Here is a 17,354-nt window from a genome sequence, read left to right on the forward strand (position 1 = left end):
CGGGGGGGGGAGGAACTCAGGATCGGGCCGGCCGCCGCACCGGGCGTGCCACCAGCAGCACGCCGGCGACGATCGCCAGGATGGCGAGGGCCTCGGCCGGGGCGGGCAGTTCGCCCAGCACCGGGATGGCAAGGGTCGAGGCGACCACCGGCACCAGGGCGATGATGCCGGTCGCGGCCGCAGGCCCCAGCAGGCCGACCGCGCGGTTGAAGGTGATCACCGCCACCGCGCTCATCAGCACGCCCTGATACAGGCCCTGCACGACGATTTCGCCCGTGGTGGCGGTGCCCAGACTGGACAGGCCGGCCGCCAGATAGACCGGCAGGAACAGCAGCGCCGACCAGAAGCAGATCAAGGCCGCCGACTGGATGGGGGTGATCAGGCTGCCGCGGAAGCGCAGGGTATAGACCGCCCAGAGTGCGGCGGCCCCCAGCAGGGCCAGGATGCCGCCGGGATCGGGCAGGCCGTGGATGGCGGTGCCGATCAGGATCAGGGCCACCTGTCCCGCGACGATGGCGCCATAGCCTGCCCAGCGCCGCAGGCCGTGGCGTTCCCCCAGGAAGATGGCCCCGAGCACGCCCGCGAACAGCGGCATGGCGGTGGGGGCGATCGAAGCGGCCTGGGCCGCAGAGGTCAGTTGCAGCCCCGCCGCGACCAGCAGCACGAAGGGCACCCCCCAGAGCAGCGAGAAGACCAGCCCCTCTTTCCACGCCCGGGCCGGCAGCGGCCGGCCGCGCGGGAACAGGGCCGGCAGCAGCAGCACCGCGCCGATGCCGAAGCGCAGGGCGGTGATGTCCCAGACCTCCAGGCTGTGGACCACCGCAAGCCGGGTGACCACGAACCAGCCCGAAAAGATCGAGACCGCAAGCGCCGCCCAGGCGAAGCCCTCGATCCCGCGCCCTTGAGGGGCCGTCTGCTGCATGGCCATCGCCCATCCATCCATTCTGTTCCCGGAGCGCCGTCTTGTGTTTTATGACGCTTGTTTTATAATGCACGTTAGAAAACGGTTGGCAAGATGCCGATCGCATGCACCAGGACGATTGGGGGACGGAGCTTCGCCATGGCGCGCCCGCGGGAATTCGACGAAGAGCAGGTGCTGGATGCCGCCACCCGGTGCTTCTGGGCGCGGGGCTATGAACTGACCTCGGTCCGCGATCTGGTCCAGCATACCGGGATCACCAGCGCCAGCCTGTACAACGCCTTCGGGGACAAGCGTGCCCTCTATGGCCGCGCGCTGGATCACTACATCGAAAGCGGGATCGCCGAACGCATCCGGCGCTGTTCGGCCATGGCGCCGCGCGCAGGTCTCGCCGCCTTTTTCGACGAACCGCTGGAGCGATCGATCTCAGATCCCGATCACAAGGGCTGCATGCTGATCAACGCCTCGCTGGAGGTGGCCCCGCATGATGCCGGCTTCCGCGAGGTGGTCGCCGAAGCGCTGCGGCGGATCGAGGCCTTCTTTCTGGACCGGATCACCGCCGGTCAGGCCGATGGCAGCGTCACCAGACGCCTGGCCCCGCAGGATCTGGCCGCCCATCTGCTCGGCACGCTGATGGGGCTGCGCACCCTGTCGCGCGTGCGGCCCGAACCGGCGCTGCTGACCGCGCTGGTGCAGACGGCGCTGGCGCTGCTCGACGACCCGGCGACCGCTGAAACCTCTGCCGACTGAACGCTCCCGCAAAGATTGTATTGCCGATCGGTCACATCTCTCTTGTTTGCGGCAAAGCTTCGCGAATAAGATGAAAGTGCTCGATGCATCGGAAACCTGCCCGTTGGACCGCCCTCACCCTCGATCGCGGCCTGTCTCACCTGCCTCATCCCGATGTATTGCAAAATGCAACATATTTGACAGAAGGGATCGGCAGGATGGCGTCCATCACCCTCACCGTCACCAACAATTCGGGCACGCCGGACAAGGATGTCTATCTGGGCTTCTGGGGCAGTTCGCTGAGCGCGACCATCAACGGCGCCGCGATGACCGCCCAGACCTGGTATGCGCTGTCCACGATCACCAGCTTCACCATCGAAGACACCACCAGCGGCCGGATCTATGTGGCCTATAGTGCCACCTCGTGCACCATCGATCCGAACGCCTCCATCCTGACCGGCAACGACAACGTCTTCGACAAGTTCGAGCTGACCTTCGACGGCACGCCGACCGGCTGCGCCGATCTGACGGCGATCGATTTCTGGAGCATTCCGATGAGCCTGGAAGCCTCGTTCCAGGGCACATCCACCGGCAGTCTGGCGGGGCTGACCGGCAGCACCACCGCCGCCGACGTCTACACGGCACTCGCGGCCCTCAGCGATCCGGTCCAGTCGACCCCGGCTGCGAAAGCGGTGATCGCGGCCTTCGCGGCCGACGGCAATCCCCTGCCGGCCGGCGTGTCGCAGCAGCTGCTCAACCCCGCCTCGGGCGTGGTCACCGACGGCTCGGGCAATTTCGTCCGGATCATCGGCCCCAACAGCTATCCGCCCTTCGGCAGCCCGTCGACCGACGCCATGCCCGGCCTGCCGGCCACGCCCTACGACACCTTCCTGTCCTATTACGATGCGCTGATCGAAACCTTCGGCCCGAAGACGACGGCGCCGGTCCCGGGCTTTACCAGCCTCGGCGGCGGCACCATCGCGCTGATCAAGGGCAATTTCGCCGGCAACGACAAGGAAACCGGCCCGATTTACGAGGCCCAGACCTACGATCTGACCGCATCGATCGATGCAGCCGGCACCATCACGCTCTCGGGCAGCACCGGCCAGTTTTCCACCGTCACCATCACCATCGACCGCTGGAACCTGCTGAACCCGGCCGCAAGCTATGGCGCGAACCCGGCCTTTTCGCTGAATGGCGGCGCGCTTCAGACCCCGGGCAACGACGTCTGGGGCTGGGTGCTTGGCGATCTCTTCGCCGGGCTGAACATCGGTGCCATCGGCTCGGCCGTCACCGTCCAGGGCTCGGGCGGCACGATTGCCGTTGGTGACATGGCAAGTTCCGACTGGTTCTCCACCCTGCCCGGCCAGGGCCTGCTGTTCGCGGCGCTGTGGCCCACCGGCATCAGCAATCACTGGAACCAGTGGGCGGCCGCCCTGAACCCCTGTTCCCAGGCCTATAACTTCGCCTTCGCCGAACGTTTCTCGGCACCGCAGCTGAACCTGAACCCGGCCAGCGTCGACACGCTGACCGTCACCCTGCTCGACCGGACCGTCACCTCGGGCTGAACGCGCGCTTCCCCCTTCCACCGAACGCGCGTTCGGCTATTCTGCGCCGCGATCCCTCCCCCGGATGCGTGGTGCCCCCGATGTCCAGTTCCTGCCCGCCATCACCCTCCCCCGCCCTTGCGGCCGACATGCCGGCCGGCCTGCCCGGCTGGGCGGTGGCGGCGCTGATCGCGGCGGTGGCCGGCATCGGCACCGAGGCCTTTGCGGTGGCGCCGCTGCTGATCGATATCGCCCGCGATTTCGACATGGCCGCCACCGATGCCGCCTTCGCGATCAGCGCCTATGGGCTGGCGGTCGCGGTCTCGGCACCACTGTTCGGCCTGTTCGCCGGGCATCTGCCCCGGCGGCGGCTGATCGCGGCCGGCATGGTCATCGCCACCATCGCCGGCATCGTCGCTGCCACCGCGCAGAGTTTCGGCATGCTGCTGGCGGCCCGCATGCTCTCGGGCCTGGCCTGCGGCGCGGTGCTGCCCACCATCTATGCCTATGTCGGCGACATGGTGCCCTTCGCCGCCCGCGGCCGGGTGATGGGCCGGGTGATGTTCGGCTGGGCGATCACCATGGTCACCGGCGTGCCGCTGGCCGGCATCGCCGCCGAACATCTGGGCTGGCGCGGCACGTTGACTGCAGCAGCGCTGATCATCCTGGTTCTGGCGGTTGCCGTGCTGCGCCTGCCGCAGCCGCCCGCGCGCACTGCCACCGGTCCCGCCGCCGGAGGCCACGACAACGCCGGGGGCCACGACGCGGCAGGCTTCCTGGCGCGGCTGCGCCATGCGGTCACCCGGCCGGGGGTGGCGGCGCTGCTCGCAACCAACCTCGCCAATATGGTGTCGTTTTACGGCATCTATGCCTATGTCGGCACGGCGCTGCGCAATCTGGAGGGCAGCGGTGCCGCGGCGGCCGGCGCCATCGTGCTCTGGTATGGCGTTGGCCTGGCGGGCTCCACGCTCAACGCCCGGCTGGTCGACCGCGTCGGCAAGGATCGCGCCCTCACCGTGGCGCTGGCGGTTCTGGCCGTCGACATGGTCGCCATGTCGCAGAGCCTGGGCCGGCCGGTCGCCTTCGAGGCGACGCTGATCCTCTGGGGCCTGGCTCAGGGCACGGTGGTCACCGCGCTCAACACGCTGGCCACCGAACGTGCCGGCACTGCCCGCGGGCTGGTGATGGCGCTGACGAGCGCCGTCACCTATCTGGGCATCAGCACCGGCACCGCGGTTCTGGGGCTGGTGATGGCCGCCCACGGCTTCGCGGCGGTCGGGCTGGCGGCGGCGACCATCAGCCTGGCCGGGGTCGCCGCCGCCCGGGTCTCGGCCCGCCAGGGGCGGATCGGCGGCTGATCAGCCGTCATGCCCGGGCAGGACGAAGACCTGGCCCGGATAGATCAGGTCCGGGTTGCGGATCTGGTCGCGATTGGCTTCGAAAATGGTGGTGTAGCGGATGCCCTGGCCATAGGTGGCGCGGGCGATGCGCCACAGATAGTCGCCGGGCTGGATGACGACATAGGTCTGGCCCTCGGGCAGCATCATCGGCGAGGCCGCGCGCGAGAACGGGGTTTCCAGCCGCGCCAGCACCTTGCCGCCTTCGTCGACCAGGTCCACCCGCAGGGTCGCCTTGCCTTCCGGGATCCGGCCTTCCGGCGTCACCACCCAGATGCCGCCGCGATCGGGGTCGGGCCGGGCGGTGGCGATCAGGTCGTTGTCGAGATAGATCCGCACTTCCTTGCCGGCCCTGGCCCGCCCCGACAGGCTGACCCGGCCCTGATCGTCGTAATCGATCACTTCCAGGCTGAGCGGGCCTTCCGACACGCCGGTCGGGTCGCTGCGCTGAAGCAGACGGCCGGTGCCGTCGCCGTCACGCGGCATCAGCACCGCCATCGGCTGATCCGGCTGGGGCTTCGCATCCCCCGCCGCCGCCGAGGCCTGGGGGGCCGTGTCGGGCACGGCCAGCACCACGACATCCTTCGATTTCACCTTCGCGCCCCCGGGCAGGGTCGCTTCCAGATCGAGTTCGCGATTGCCGCGGTTGAGCGGCTTTTCGGGCAGGATCACCCATTCGCCCCGCTCGTCGGCCCGGGCGCGGCCGATTTCGGTGCCGCCGTCGCGCAGCACCACCTCGGCATTGGGCTCGGCGCGGCCGGCGACCACGGTGTCACCGCGCGGATTGACCCGCACGATGTCGAAACTGGGCGCTGCCGGTTCGGCGACGGCCCCGGGGGCGGGCGCCGGTGCGGCGGGTTCAGGCGTGGCGGGCTTCACCAGCACGTCGCGGCCGGTGGCCTCGGCGGCCGGCGCGGGTGCCGGTGCGGAGGTCGCCGTCTCGGGCGCGGATGCCTGCGGAGCCGCCGCGGCCTCAGGTGCCGCGGCCTCAGGCGCCGCGGTCTGAGGTGCCGGGGCCTGCGGCGCTGAAGCTGCAGGGGCCGGTGTCGCCGCCGGCGCGGCGGGTGCCGGGGCCGTCGGCACCGGTGCGGTGGCCACGGCCTTGTCCTCCGCGTCCCCACCCCAGATCAGCCATCCGGCGATGGCGGCGATGATCGCGGCCAGAACCGCGATGATGGCGATATTCCGTGACGTCACCTGCGCCTCCCCTTGCGGACCACACGTCGTGCGTGGTCACGCATTCCCGTCCGCAGGAACATTAAACGTCATCCCGGAATGCTTCAACGCCGGCTGAGGCCCCGGACCGCTCAGGACGGCAGGCCCGCCCCCACCAGGATGGCGATCGCCACCGCAATCGCCGTCGGCACGGCGGCGACCAGCCCCAGCACCACCAGCCGGGCCGGCTTTCCGAACCGCCCCTGGCCGATGCCCAGACGGTTGGACAGCCGCGCCGCGGGCCCGTCGGCGAAGGGCACCAGCAGCAGGATGGCGAGGCAGGCCACGACCAGACCGCTTGGCCGCGACAGCACCAGATGGGCGGCCAGCAGCGCCAGCGAACCGCCGGCGGCAACGACACCGGCCTGCCCGAAAGCGGCCCGGCCGGGCAGAAGCAGCCAGGGCAGGAAGCCCGCCCCGGCGGCGGCGGCCATGAACCCCGCCTGCCCCACCGAGGCACTGCCGCCATTGATCGCCACGAAGCCCAGGCCCAGCGCCGCCAGGATCACCAGCAGCTGACGCCCGGCGCCGTCTGCTTCGGCCTTCTGGCTCAACCGGCCGAGCAGGGCGGCAAAGCCCAGGCCCAGCCCGCCCAGCAGCAGCACCAGATCGACGGTTTCGTACCGGCCGAGCCGGGCGCCGGCCATCCAGAGCGTGCCGCCGCCCACCACCAGAAGGGCGGCGGGGATGGCGGCGATCCGGGCGGGCCTGGGGTTGAGCAGCCCCAGCATGGCCGCCGCTGCGGCGGCGGCCGTCAGCAGATAGGGCAGTTTCTGGGTGCTGGACGGGGGCGGCAGCGCCGGCCGGCCCAGCATCAGCACCAGCCCGGCCAGCAGCCCCAGCGGCACCGCCACCACCGCGATCCGCCAGCCGGTGGCGCCGCCCGCCAGCCAGCGCAGCACCGGCGGCAGCAACAGCCCCAGTGCGAACGGCCAGATCAGGGTCACCGCCAGCGGGTGCTCGACAAGGCTGAACAGGTCGGTCAACGGAGAGGGCCTTCCGGTGGTGAAGCGGCTGTGCCGAAGACCGTGGTCCGAACCGCGCCCCGGGTCAAGCCGGTGCGGTGCACGCGCAATCTTCGGTATCTGCGGAAGCTGTTTGCGGCCGGTTTGCAACGGCCGCGCACGATGCTATGTTGCGCGCCGATCGCGACCGGCGTTTGCCGCCCCGGACCGTCCCGGCCCGGGAGCCGCCCCGGTCGCAACGGCGCCCCCCGGGGTGCCGCGCATCGCCGAGGAGATCGTCCGCATGACCAAGATCAAGGTCGCCAATCCTGTCGTCGAACTGGACGGTGACGAGATGACCCGCATCATCTGGCGGTTCATCAAGGACAAGCTGATCCTGCCCTATCTCGACGTCGACCTTCTCTATTACGATCTCGGCGTCGAGCATCGCGACGCGACCAACGACAAGGTGACGGTGGACGCCGCCGAGGCGATCGCCAGGCACGGCGTCGGCGTGAAGTGCGCGACCATCACCCCCGACGAGGCCCGCGTCGAGGAGTTCAAGCTGAAGCAGATGTGGAAGTCGCCGAACGGCACCATCCGCAACATCCTGGGTGGCACCGTCTTCCGCGAGCCGATCATCTGCCGCAACGTGCCGCGCCTGGTGCCGGGCTGGACCCAGCCGATCGTGATCGGCCGTCATGCCTTTGGCGACCAGTATCGCGCGACCGACTTCAAGGTGCCGGGCAAGGGCACCCTGACCGTCCGCTTCCAGCCGGAAGACGGCGGCGAAGCGATCGAGTACGAGGTGTTCAAGTTCCCGGGCTCGGGCGTCGCCATGGCGATGTACAACCTGGACGAGTCGATCCGCGGCTTCGCGCGCGCCTGCATGAATTACGGCCTGCAGCGCGGCTATCCGGTGTATCTGTCGACCAAGAACACGATCCTGAAGGCCTATGACGGCCGCTTCAAGGACCTGTTCCAGGAGGTCTTCGACGCCGAGTTCGCCGACCAGTTCAAGGCCGCCGGCATCGTCTACGAGCATCGCCTGATCGACGACATGGTCGCCTCGGCCCTGAAGTGGGACGGCGGTTTCGTCTGGGCCTGCAAGAACTATGACGGTGACGTGCAGTCCGACACCGTCGCCCAGGGCTTCGGCTCGCTGGGTCTGATGACCTCGGTGCTGATGACGCCGGACGGAAAGACCGTGGAGGCCGAGGCCGCCCATGGCACCGTCACCCGTCATTTCCGCGAGCACCAGAAGGGCCGCGAGACCTCGACCAACCCGATCGCCTCGATCTTCGCCTGGACCCGGGGCCTCGGCTATCGCGGCAAGTTCGACGGCAACGACGCCCTGATCGGCTTCGCCGAGACCCTGGAGCGGGTCTGCGTCGAGACCGTCGAGGCCGGCCACATGACCAAGGATCTGGCGATCCTGGTCGGCAAGGATCAGGCTTGGCTGAACACCAACGCCTTCCTCGACAAGATCGACGAGAACCTCAAGAAGGCCATGGCTTCCTGAGGACCTGCCGTCAAGGCAGAGGGCTGACGATCGCGGGCGCGGCAGGGCTTCCTGCCGCGCCCGTCGTCTTTTCAGGATCAGTGTTCAGGACGGGGGCGTCGTCCTGCTCCCCCGCGCCAGCAGATAGGCCAGGATCAGCCGGTCGCGCTCGGCCGCCAGTTCCTCGATCGGGCGGGCATCACGGCCCGCCGCCACGCCCTCGGCCAGCATGTCGACCACCTCGGGCGTCATCATCGGCGTGCCCAGATCCTGCCACCAGCTCTGGAAGGCGCCGCCCAGATGGTCGCAGAAGGCGCGGATGCCGCCCGGGCCTCCGCCCAGATGGAACAGGCTGACCGGCCCCATCGCCGCCCAGCGCAGCCCCGGCCCGTAGGCCACGGCCTTGTCGATATCCTCGACACTCGCCACGCCTTCGGCCGCAAGATGGATGGCCTCGCGCCAGATCGCCGCCTGAAGGCGGTTGGCGATATGGCCCGGCACCTCCTTGTGCAGCCGCACGCAGACTTTGCCGAGGCCGGTATAGAAGGCATCGGCGGTGTCGATCACATCCGCCTCGGTCAGGCCGTTGCCCATCAACTCGACCAGCGGGATCAGATGCGGCGGGTTGAAGGGATGCGCGATGATCAGCCGCCCGGGCGCCGCACATCCGGCCTGAAGCTGGCCGAGGGTGAGCCCCGAGGTGGAACTGCCGATGATCGCCTGCGGTGCCAGCCGATCCGCGATCCGGGCATAGAGCGCGTGCTTGACCTCGACCCGCTCGGGCACGCTTTCCTGCACGAAACCGGCGCCGTCCACCGCCTCGGCGGGGTCGGTGGTGAAGCGCATCCGGCTGTCGTCGCCGGCCTGGGGCTGGCCCAGCGCGCTCAGCGCATCGGCACTGGCCGCCACCAGCCGGCGGCAGCGCGCCTCCGTATCCGGGGCGGGGTCATGGACGACCACCTCGCGGCCACTGGCGGCGAACAGCGCCGCCCAGCTCATCCCGATCGTCCCCGCCCCGAGGACGGCTATCCTGTCGAACATCGTCATCTCCAACCCGTGCAGCCCCAGGGGCCGTGGCCCCAACACTACGGCGCCGCCCGCCATCTGAAAACACGGCCATTCTCCCAGGCGGTCACGTCTCGACGACGGTTGCGGGCCTGCCTATGCTGGTGCCCCCTTCCCGATGAGGCGCGCCATGACCGAACGCCGCATTCCCGTGCTGGTGATCACCGGCTTCCTCGGTGCCGGCAAGACCAGCCTGATCGCCGGGATCTTCCGCCGCCGGCCCGAGATCGCGCCGGCGACGGCATTGATCGTGAACGAATACGGCGAGACGGGCATCGACCATGAATTGCTGCGCATGGCCGGCGAACGGCAGGTGGCGATCGATGCCGGCTGCATCTGCTGCACCCTCAGATCCGATCTCACCGACACGCTGATGCGGCTGCATCTGGATCATGCCCGCGGGCAGATCGACCGGCTGGACCGGGTGATCATCGAGACCACCGGCCTGGCCGATCCGGCGCCGATCATTCACACGCTGGCCGCCCATCCGCTGACCGCGGCGCGGTTCGCGCTGGCGGGCGTCGTCGCCTGTGTCGATGCCGAACATGGTGCCGCCCAGCTCGACACCCATGAAGAGGCGCTGCGTCAGGCGGTTCTGGCCGACCGGATCGTGATCACCAAGGCGGATCTCGCCGGGGCCGCCGCCACGGCGGCGCTGACGGCACGGCTGCAGGCGCTGAACCCGGGCGCCCTGATCCTGCCGCGAGAGGCGGCGCTGGCCGATCCCGACCGGCTGATCGCCCCCCTGCCCTATGCGCCCGAGGCCCGGGGCGACAGCGCCCGCGCCTGGCTTGCCGCCGAAGCGGCGGCCGATCGCCGGATCTGTGCCGACGGCGCCTGTTCGGTTCCGGGGCATGGGCATCATCACCATGATCACGACCAAGGGCACGGGCACGATCATCATCACGGCCACCACCACACCGCCGATGCCCGCATCGCCACCGCCACCCGGCGGCTGCCGGCGGGGACGCCGCAGGCGCGGGTGATCCACGCGGCAGAGCGCCTGGCCGCCCGGATGGGGCCGGCGCTGCTGCGGCTGAAAGGCCTGCTGCCGCCCGAGGGCGACCGCCCGGGCGCCGCCCTGCACGGCGTGCAGCACCGGCTGTACCCGGCCATGCCGCTCGGCCGCGATGCCGATCTGCCGGGGGAACCGACACTGGTCGCCATCACCCTGGATGCCGACCCCGCCGCGGCGCTGGATCAGCTGGCCGCCGAGGCCATGGCATGACCGCCGGGCGGGTGATCTTCAGCTGGTTCGGCATGGACCGGCCGCCATCCGGTCCAGACCACCCGCAGCCGGCCCACCCGCAGCCGCCCCGCCCGCAACCGGCCGACCTGCACCTGACGCAGGCCGATGGCGATGTCGAAACCTATCTTGCCGCCTATCGCGCCGTGGGCGGCCCCCATGGCTGGTCGCGGCGCCTGACGCTGACACGTGATGCGCTGCAGGCGATCCTGGACCGCCCGGGCCGGCGGGTGCTGATCGCACGGGATGCCGCCGGCACGGTTCTGGGGTTCGTGGAGCTGGACCTCGCCCATGGCACGCCCGCGGCCCCGGCTGCCGAGATCGTTCATTTCGGCCTGGCCCCCGCCGCCCAGGGCCGCGGCTGGGGCGGTTTCCTGCTCGACCATGCGCTTCGCACGGCGTTCGATGCCGGCGCGGCCCGTGTCGTGCTCCACACCGACACCACCGACCACCCCCGCGCCTCCGGGGCCTATCTGAAGGCCGGCTTCCGCCTGCTCAGGGTCACGACGGCAGAGCCCGACGACTGGAACTGACCGCCGGCTGCTCATGAGATCCCTGCGGGCCCATTATCTACCATAGATTTCTTATCTTTTTAGAAATATTTGTATTGATTCATATTTAACTACCTTTGAAATTTTATTTTTGATAAAAAAACTACCAATAGGTGATTGCCCCATTGTTACCCGAACGAACGCGACCGGCGCATGAACGCCGGCCCGGGAGGAGCCCCATGGCCGATTTCTACTCGCAAGCCTTCAACTTCCCCAGTGCATTGCAAGGCGGCGTGGATCCGCGAACCGGGCTTTACAGCGTGACCCTGCCGGTTGCGCGGCTGATCGGGAACGCCAATCTCGGCCCCTCGATCGATCTCGCGCTGCGCTATGACCCGCTGGGCGCGGCAGCACCCGGCATCGGCCAGGGCTTTTCGCTCGGCCTGTCACGCTACGACAGCGGGCAACGCCTGCTGATCCTGTCGACAGGGGATCAGTTCAAGGTCAACGAGACGACCGGTGGGGTCTCTCTCCAGCAGAACCGGCTCGACACGGTGCGCTTCGAAAAGCTCACCAGCGGGACTTACGCCGGCTATTACCGGATCACGCACAAATCCGGCGATGTGGAACTGCTGCGCAACGATGCCTTCACCGTGAAGGTGCCGAGCCGGATCTACAGTCCGACCGGACGGCGGCTGGATCTGACCTGGGATCAGTCCGGCACCACCCGGCGGCTGACCCAGGTGAAGGACGAGACGACGGTCCTGTTTCAGGCCACCTACGGCACCTCGGTCAGCACGCTCACCGTCTGGCCGGGACAGGCCGGGAGCTATACGCTCCGCCTCTCCTTCCAGGGCAACTATCTGAGCCGGGTGGAGAATACCGCCCAAAACCCTGCCCTCGCCTGGGGCCTGACCTACAACCCGGTCGGCGGCCGGCAGATGCTGACCGAACTTCAGTCGCCCACCGGGCTGATCGAACGGGTGACCTATCTGGCCAGCGGCGCCGCCTTCCCCTCGGGTGCGGGCCTGCCCGCCCTGCCGCGGGTCGACAGCTACACCCAGTATCCGCAGGGAAATCAGCCGGCGATCGCCCGGACCTACACGTATTCTTCAACCAATTACCTGGGCGCTTCGGCCAGCGGCGGTCGCTGGAGCCCGGATTCGGATTATCTTTACGACGTCCTGACCAGCTACAGCTACTGGTCCCGCGAGATATCGGTCTGCGGCGACCGGACGATGACCATCGAGCGGACCTATAACAACTTCCATCTGATGACCAAAGAGGTCGTCAGTCAGGGCAAGGCCGCCCGGACCACCGAGACCGTCTATTACGCGCGGATCGGCACCCAGTTCAAGGATCAGCCGGCGCAGTTCCAGCTGCCGCGGTCGAGCACCGTGACCTATGCCGGCAATGGCGGCCAGTCGTCACGCATCGAAACAACGACCACCGAGTTCGACGGCGGCGGCAATATGACCCTGCAGGTGACGCCGGACGGCACCACCACAAGCTGGGTCTATTATCCGGCCGGTGGCGAGGCGGGCAAATGCCCCGCCGACCCGAACGGCTTCGTCCGTTTCCCCAAGACCTGCACCGTCACCCCGCCCGCCACCGGTTACGACGCCCCTGTCGAAGTCACCAGCTATATCTACGGTCAGCTGGGCGTGGTGTCGGGGACGCCGGTCGCAAGCGCGGTGATGAAGACGCGGGAAGATCTGTCCCGCGACGGGCGGCTGCTTCACAGCGCCAGCTATGCCTATGTCACCGACACGGGATCGGCCGAATTCGGCCGGATATCGCGGCTGACCGAAACCATCCACGTGCCCGGCGGCAACCCGGCCTCCTATGACCGGCGGACCGATTTCACATTCACCCGCCAGGGCGGCGATCTGGTTCAGACCGCCACCATCACCACCCATGACGGCTTCACGGTGACCCGCCGGCGCGTACAGACCACCTATGGCGCCCGGCTGGTCTCCGAGACCGATCCCTGGGGCGTCGAGACCCGCTACACCTATGACGGTCTCGGCCGGATCCTGACCAGTACGGCCAGCCCCGGGACCGGCTTCGAAACCGTACAGAGCTATGCCTACGACCTGCTGACCGGCCCGCAGAAGACCTCGGCGACCACGGTCACCGACACCCGCGGCGTCCGGACCCGCTACTGGACCGACGGGCTGGGCCGGGAAGTCCGGCGCGAGATGGCGGATGCCGACGGAGCCCTTCAGGGCTGGATCACCATCGCGTCGCGAAGCTACGACGCCTGGGGCCGGGTGACGGAGGCCACCGATCTCGACACGCTGCGGCCGGATGGTGGCAGCGGCCAGACCACCATCTCGGGCACCAGCCGTTTCGGCTATGACGACTGGGGCAGCAACGACATGACCACCCTGCCCGACGGTCATCAGGAGCGCAGCGCCTATGATCCGGTGACCCTGCAGACGCAGACCGGCCTGGTCGGCGCAGGACAGGGATGGCAGATCACCACCAGCAATCTTCTGGGCCTGCCGACGACGACCCGGCGCTACACCGCCGACGGCAGGCTCCAGGCCACCATCACCTGCGCCTATGACGGCATCGGCCGCCTGCGCCGCCGCACCGACGAACTCGGCCAGGTGACCGCCTATGCCTATGACGACTGGGATCGTGTGACCGCCACCACCCTGCCCGACGGAACGGTGGTCACCAAGAGCTATGCCCCCGATTCCAACGATACCCTGATCACGGCGGTGCGGGTGGGCAGTACCTCTCTCGGCACCCAGACCTTCGACGGTCTGGGACGCAAGCAGAAGGCCGTCACGGGCGGCCAGACCAGCAGCTTCTCCTACGACGGCAACCGGCCGGTTCCCGCAAGCGAAACCCGTCCCGACGGCGTCACCGCCAGCTTTGCCTGGGAGCCGCCCCTCGGCTTCGCCCGCACGCGCATCAGCGCGGGCGGCATGGTCCAGACCTATAGCTATGCGCCGGCCGGCATCCTGCTGACCGACGCCACCCAGGCCGGCGGCGCCATCCGCGATATCACCTATTACCCGTCGGGCCTGCTCAAGGGCGAAACCACCCGGACCGCCCCCGATGCCCCCGCCCGCAGCACCTCGTATCTGCACTCGCTGCAGGGACGGCTGCAGCACTGGACCGATGTCGGCGGCACCACCCAACGCTTCGCTTATGACGGGCTTGGCCGGAACACGAGCATCACCGACCCCGGCCTGACCGCCAGCCTCAGCTACGACGCCTTCGGGCGCCCGTCGAGCTGGACCACGACCGACCCCACCACCGGCCGCACGCTCACCACCACCCTCGGCTACGACGCCTTCGGACTTGAGACCAGCCGGGAAATCTCGGGCGCCGCCAGCCTCTCGATCTCGCAGAGCTGGCGGGCGAACGGCCAGATCCAGAGCCGGACCACCCGTCAGGGCGGCACCACGCTCCGGCAGGAGAGTTTCGGCTATGACAGCCGCAACCGCCTGACGAGCTACAGCTGCACCGGCAGCCAGCCGCCGACCGATGTCTCGGGGCGCACCATCTCGGCCCTGGCGCTCACCTATGACGCGCTCGGCAATGTACTGGGCTGCACCACCACCCTCGCCGACGGCACCGACACCGCCGTCTTCACCTATGACACGACCGATCCCACACGGCTCGTCCGGGTCACCCACACCCATCCCGGCTATCCGGCCCGGATCGACCTCGCCTATGACAGCGCCGGGCGGATGATCCTCGATGCCGCCGGACGACGATTGGGCTATGACCCGCTCGGCCGGCTGATCACGGTCGATGGCGGTACGACCGCAAGCTATGGCTATGATGCAACCGACCGGCTGATCCTTCAGGGCCCGACTGGCGGCGGCCAGGAGCTTCACTATCGCGGCAGCCTGCTCACCAACCAGATCGAGACCGGCGGCTCCCTGCGCTTCCCCAGCCTGGCGGGGCTCGCCCTCGGCCAGCGCCGCGACGGAAGCGGAGCCGCCACGACGCTCTACGGTACCGACGGCAAGGGGAGTGTGCTGCTCGCCGCCGGCATCGGCAGCTTCGCCTACACCCCCTATGGCTTCCGGCCGATCTCGACCGCCGTGCCCAACGGCTTCGATGCCGAACGGCAGGATCCGGCGACCGGCATGATCCATCTGGGCAATGGCTACCGGGCCTATGATCCGGCCCTGATGCGCTTCACCACGCCTGATTCCTGGAGCCCCTTCGGCCCGGGCGGCATCAATCGCTACGCCTATTGCGCAGGCGACCCCATCAACCTGGCCGATCCGACGGGGCATCTGAGTGTCAGCGCCTGGATCGGTATCGGTCTCGGCATCGTGGGGATCCTTGCCACTGCCGCAACCTTTGGTCTGGCCGCCGCACCGGTGATCGCGGCCGAAGGTGTGATCGCAGGGATCAGCGCCGGCGCCTCGGCGATAGGCGTGATCGGCGGGCTTGGCCTTGCTGCCGACGTTACCGGCATCGTCAGTGGCGCCCTTGAAGATGCGGCACCGCAGGCCTCCGCCATCCTGGGCTGGGTATCGATGGGCCTTGGCGCCCCGGGGGCGATGGAGGGCCTGACCAGGCTCGGCAGCACCGTCGGCCGTCGGGTCGGCAACAGCCTTTCAGAGCTGTCGGAGCGTGTCGCGACCATCCAGCGCGAAGGACTGGGCGGCCGTGGCGCGCCCAGGGCGGCGCGCGCCTGGGCAGCGGAGGCCCGGCCGCCCCGCAGACCCTGGGAAGTCGCCACGGAAGGTCGCCAGACCGTACGCGCAACCTCGGGCGTCGAATCACCCCGGACGGGTTTCGACAATGGCAGGCCTACCGACGTCCAGGGCGGGGGAACGGCCCGGACCAGCGAATACCCGCATCTGTCCCCAGCCGAGAATGACCGCGCCCGCCCTGCAGGACAGCAGCGCGAGCATGTGACCTCCACCCGTTATGTCACCACGACGATCGGCGGCTGGAACGACAGCCAGCTCATGCACGAGCGCTTCGATGTCGTGCAGCGTTTCCGGCAGGACAATCAGATCGGCGCGCAACCGCTGCATGACAGATTCATTGCAGCCGACAACCAGGGGCGCCTCTACAACGTCACAGCGAGTTCGCCGAACGGCAGAACGCAGGTGCCCACTCGCGGCGTCCCGCTCAGCGAGACAAATGCCGATCGCCTGACCTTCACCGTCGGCAGCCAGACCACAGACGCACCGCTGAGCCCGCGCAGCATACGCCGGCGCGTCCCCGACGCCGGCTACCGGTAATCACCCTCCTCCGCAGACCCACCCGCATGTCAAAGGGAGACAGCCAGATGGACGCCGTGCAGAGACAAGCCGCCGCTGGTACCTACGAGAACCCGAAAGTCTGGGGGAACGACGCCCAGAAAGGCGACATCTTCGTCGTCCGCCAATCCGATGCGGACAACAATAACATCTACGCCGCAGGCGACTTCATGATCGCCCAGTTCGACGGCAGCAGCCGCGGCCGTTACTATCCCGGCTGGGGCGAGAACAATGCCGACTGGCAGCACGCCTGGAGCGGCCTGTCCGATTTCCGCATCGTGTTCGAAACCGGCGCCGCCTCCGGCTCGATCTACGGCAACGGTCTCAACCAGATCGGCGTGCGGATCTACTTCACACCGATCGATGTGAACGGCACCGTGGTGCCGCTGAGTTCGGCCGTGCTGGCACGCACCAGCATCACCCTGCTCGACTACACCACAGCCCAGTCCCTGCCTTCGGGCTGGGCCTATGGCACCTCGGTCAACCAGTTCCATACCCTGCCGGAAGGCCAGAGTACGGCGGCGCGTTTTGCCGAATTCGTTCAGGAGGTCACGACCTATTACGTGACCTGCGCCACCGATGCACGGTCGCGCGCCATCACCATCGGCAGCAAGATCACCCTGCCGGGTGGCGGTTACGCGCTGAACGCCGACCAGCATTTCAACGCCCCAGCCGGCAACTTCAAGAACAGCGTCGCGCTCCGCGCCCTGACGCCCATCTTCTACAATTCGAGCAACACCCGTCTCGACCGCGAGGACACGGCCAACGGCAAGGATTGGGACCAGGACAACTATTATTTCACCATCACCGAGCAGGGCTGCTACATCATCCGCTCCGACATCAGCGGTGCGCCGAGCGGGCCGTCGAACTGGTCGATCATCTCGAAGGACAAGCACCCCAACTGGCACTACATCTGGCAGTTCGGGGCTGAGAGTCCGTCCGAGAAGTTATCTATGATTTCCGGCTCCTTGCGATTCTGCGCATCATGATCCGGATCATCGCGAGGCGGAGGAATGCCAAAGCCATCCGTGAGAGGTTCTCGAAGTCTTTG

The 17,354-nt window shown here is 68.4% G+C and carries 12 protein-coding genes; 8 read left to right on the plus strand and 4 right to left on the minus strand.

The features are described from left to right. Window positions 1–16: 16 nt before the first annotated feature. Window positions 17–928, minus strand: coding sequence for a DMT family transporter (locus WI697_RS08115; RefSeq protein ID WP_345958094.1), 912 nt, complete (start codon window positions 926–928; stop codon window positions 17–19). Between the two features lie 132 nt (window positions 929–1,060). Here WI697_RS08115 and WI697_RS08120 point away from each other — a divergent pair, with 132 nt between their 5' ends. From WI697_RS08120 to WI697_RS08130, 3 genes are all read left to right on the plus strand, one after another. Beyond that, a complete protein-coding gene (locus WI697_RS08120) occupies window positions 1,061–1,669 on the plus strand; it encodes a TetR/AcrR family transcriptional regulator (protein ID WP_345958095.1) in 609 nt (202 codons plus the stop codon). A gap of 197 nt (window positions 1,670–1,866) precedes the next feature. After that, on the plus strand, window positions 1,867–3,216 hold the full coding sequence (locus WI697_RS08125) for a glycoside hydrolase 64/thaumatin family protein (protein WP_345958096.1): 1,350 nt from the start codon (window positions 1,867–1,869) through the stop codon (window positions 3,214–3,216). Between the two features lie 80 nt (window positions 3,217–3,296). Continuing rightward, window positions 3,297–4,553 (plus strand): MFS transporter, encoded by a 1,257-nt coding sequence (locus WI697_RS08130; RefSeq protein WP_345958097.1) that lies wholly within the window; start codon window positions 3,297–3,299, stop codon window positions 4,551–4,553. Here the strand turns inward: WI697_RS08130 and WI697_RS08135 are convergent, their stop codons facing one another. Both WI697_RS08135 and WI697_RS08140 read right to left on the minus strand, forming a co-directional pair. Further along, the gene (locus tag WI697_RS08135; RefSeq protein ID WP_345958098.1) at window positions 4,554–5,789 is read right to left on the minus strand and encodes a LysM peptidoglycan-binding domain-containing protein; all 1,236 of its coding nucleotides are present in this window, start codon (window positions 5,787–5,789) and stop codon (window positions 4,554–4,556) included. It abuts the gene before it with no gap. 110 nt (window positions 5,790–5,899) lie between these two features. Beyond that, window positions 5,900–6,793, minus strand: coding sequence for a hypothetical protein (locus tag WI697_RS08140; protein ID WP_345958099.1), 894 nt, complete (start codon window positions 6,791–6,793; stop codon window positions 5,900–5,902). Window positions 6,794–7,055: 262 nt separating this feature from the next. On the opposite strand from WI697_RS08140, the gene WI697_RS08145 reads away from it, so the two are divergent. Continuing rightward, window positions 7,056–8,273 carry an NADP-dependent isocitrate dehydrogenase gene (locus WI697_RS08145; RefSeq protein ID WP_062766159.1) on the plus strand — a complete coding sequence of 406 codons (1,218 nt, stop codon included), beginning with the start codon at window positions 7,056–7,058 and terminating at the stop codon, window positions 8,271–8,273. Between the two features lie 84 nt (window positions 8,274–8,357). On the opposite strand, the gene WI697_RS08150 is transcribed toward WI697_RS08145, so the two are convergent. Continuing rightward, a complete protein-coding gene (locus tag WI697_RS08150) occupies window positions 8,358–9,299 on the minus strand; it encodes a 3-hydroxyacyl-CoA dehydrogenase NAD-binding domain-containing protein (RefSeq protein WP_385998653.1) in 942 nt (313 codons plus the stop codon). Window positions 9,300–9,447: 148 nt separating this feature from the next. Between WI697_RS08150 and WI697_RS08155 the strand changes: the two genes are divergently transcribed. The 4 genes from WI697_RS08155 (at window position 9,448) to WI697_RS08170 (ending at window position 17,292) form a co-directional block, all read left to right on the plus strand. Beyond that, complete coding sequence (locus WI697_RS08155; RefSeq protein WP_345958101.1) at window positions 9,448–10,545, plus strand: CobW family GTP-binding protein; 1,098 nt, start codon at window positions 9,448–9,450, stop codon at window positions 10,543–10,545. After that, window positions 10,542–11,096, plus strand: coding sequence for a GNAT family N-acetyltransferase (locus tag WI697_RS08160; RefSeq protein WP_345958102.1), 555 nt, complete (start codon window positions 10,542–10,544; stop codon window positions 11,094–11,096). The genes WI697_RS08155 and WI697_RS08160 overlap by 4 nt, the downstream gene beginning before the upstream one ends. Window positions 11,097–11,293: 197 nt before the next feature. Then, entirely contained in the window at window positions 11,294–16,285 is a 4,992-nt protein-coding gene (locus WI697_RS08165; RefSeq protein WP_345958103.1) for an RHS repeat-associated core domain-containing protein, read from the plus strand. A gap of 47 nt (window positions 16,286–16,332) precedes the next feature. Beyond that, window positions 16,333–17,292, plus strand: coding sequence for a hypothetical protein (locus tag WI697_RS08170; RefSeq protein WP_345958104.1), 960 nt, complete (start codon window positions 16,333–16,335; stop codon window positions 17,290–17,292). Window positions 17,293–17,354 lie beyond the last annotated feature (62 nt).

The sequence above is a fragment of the Tistrella mobilis genome (genome assembly GCF_039634785.1).
Lineage (GTDB): Bacteria > Pseudomonadota > Alphaproteobacteria > Tistrellales > Tistrellaceae > Tistrella > Tistrella mobilis.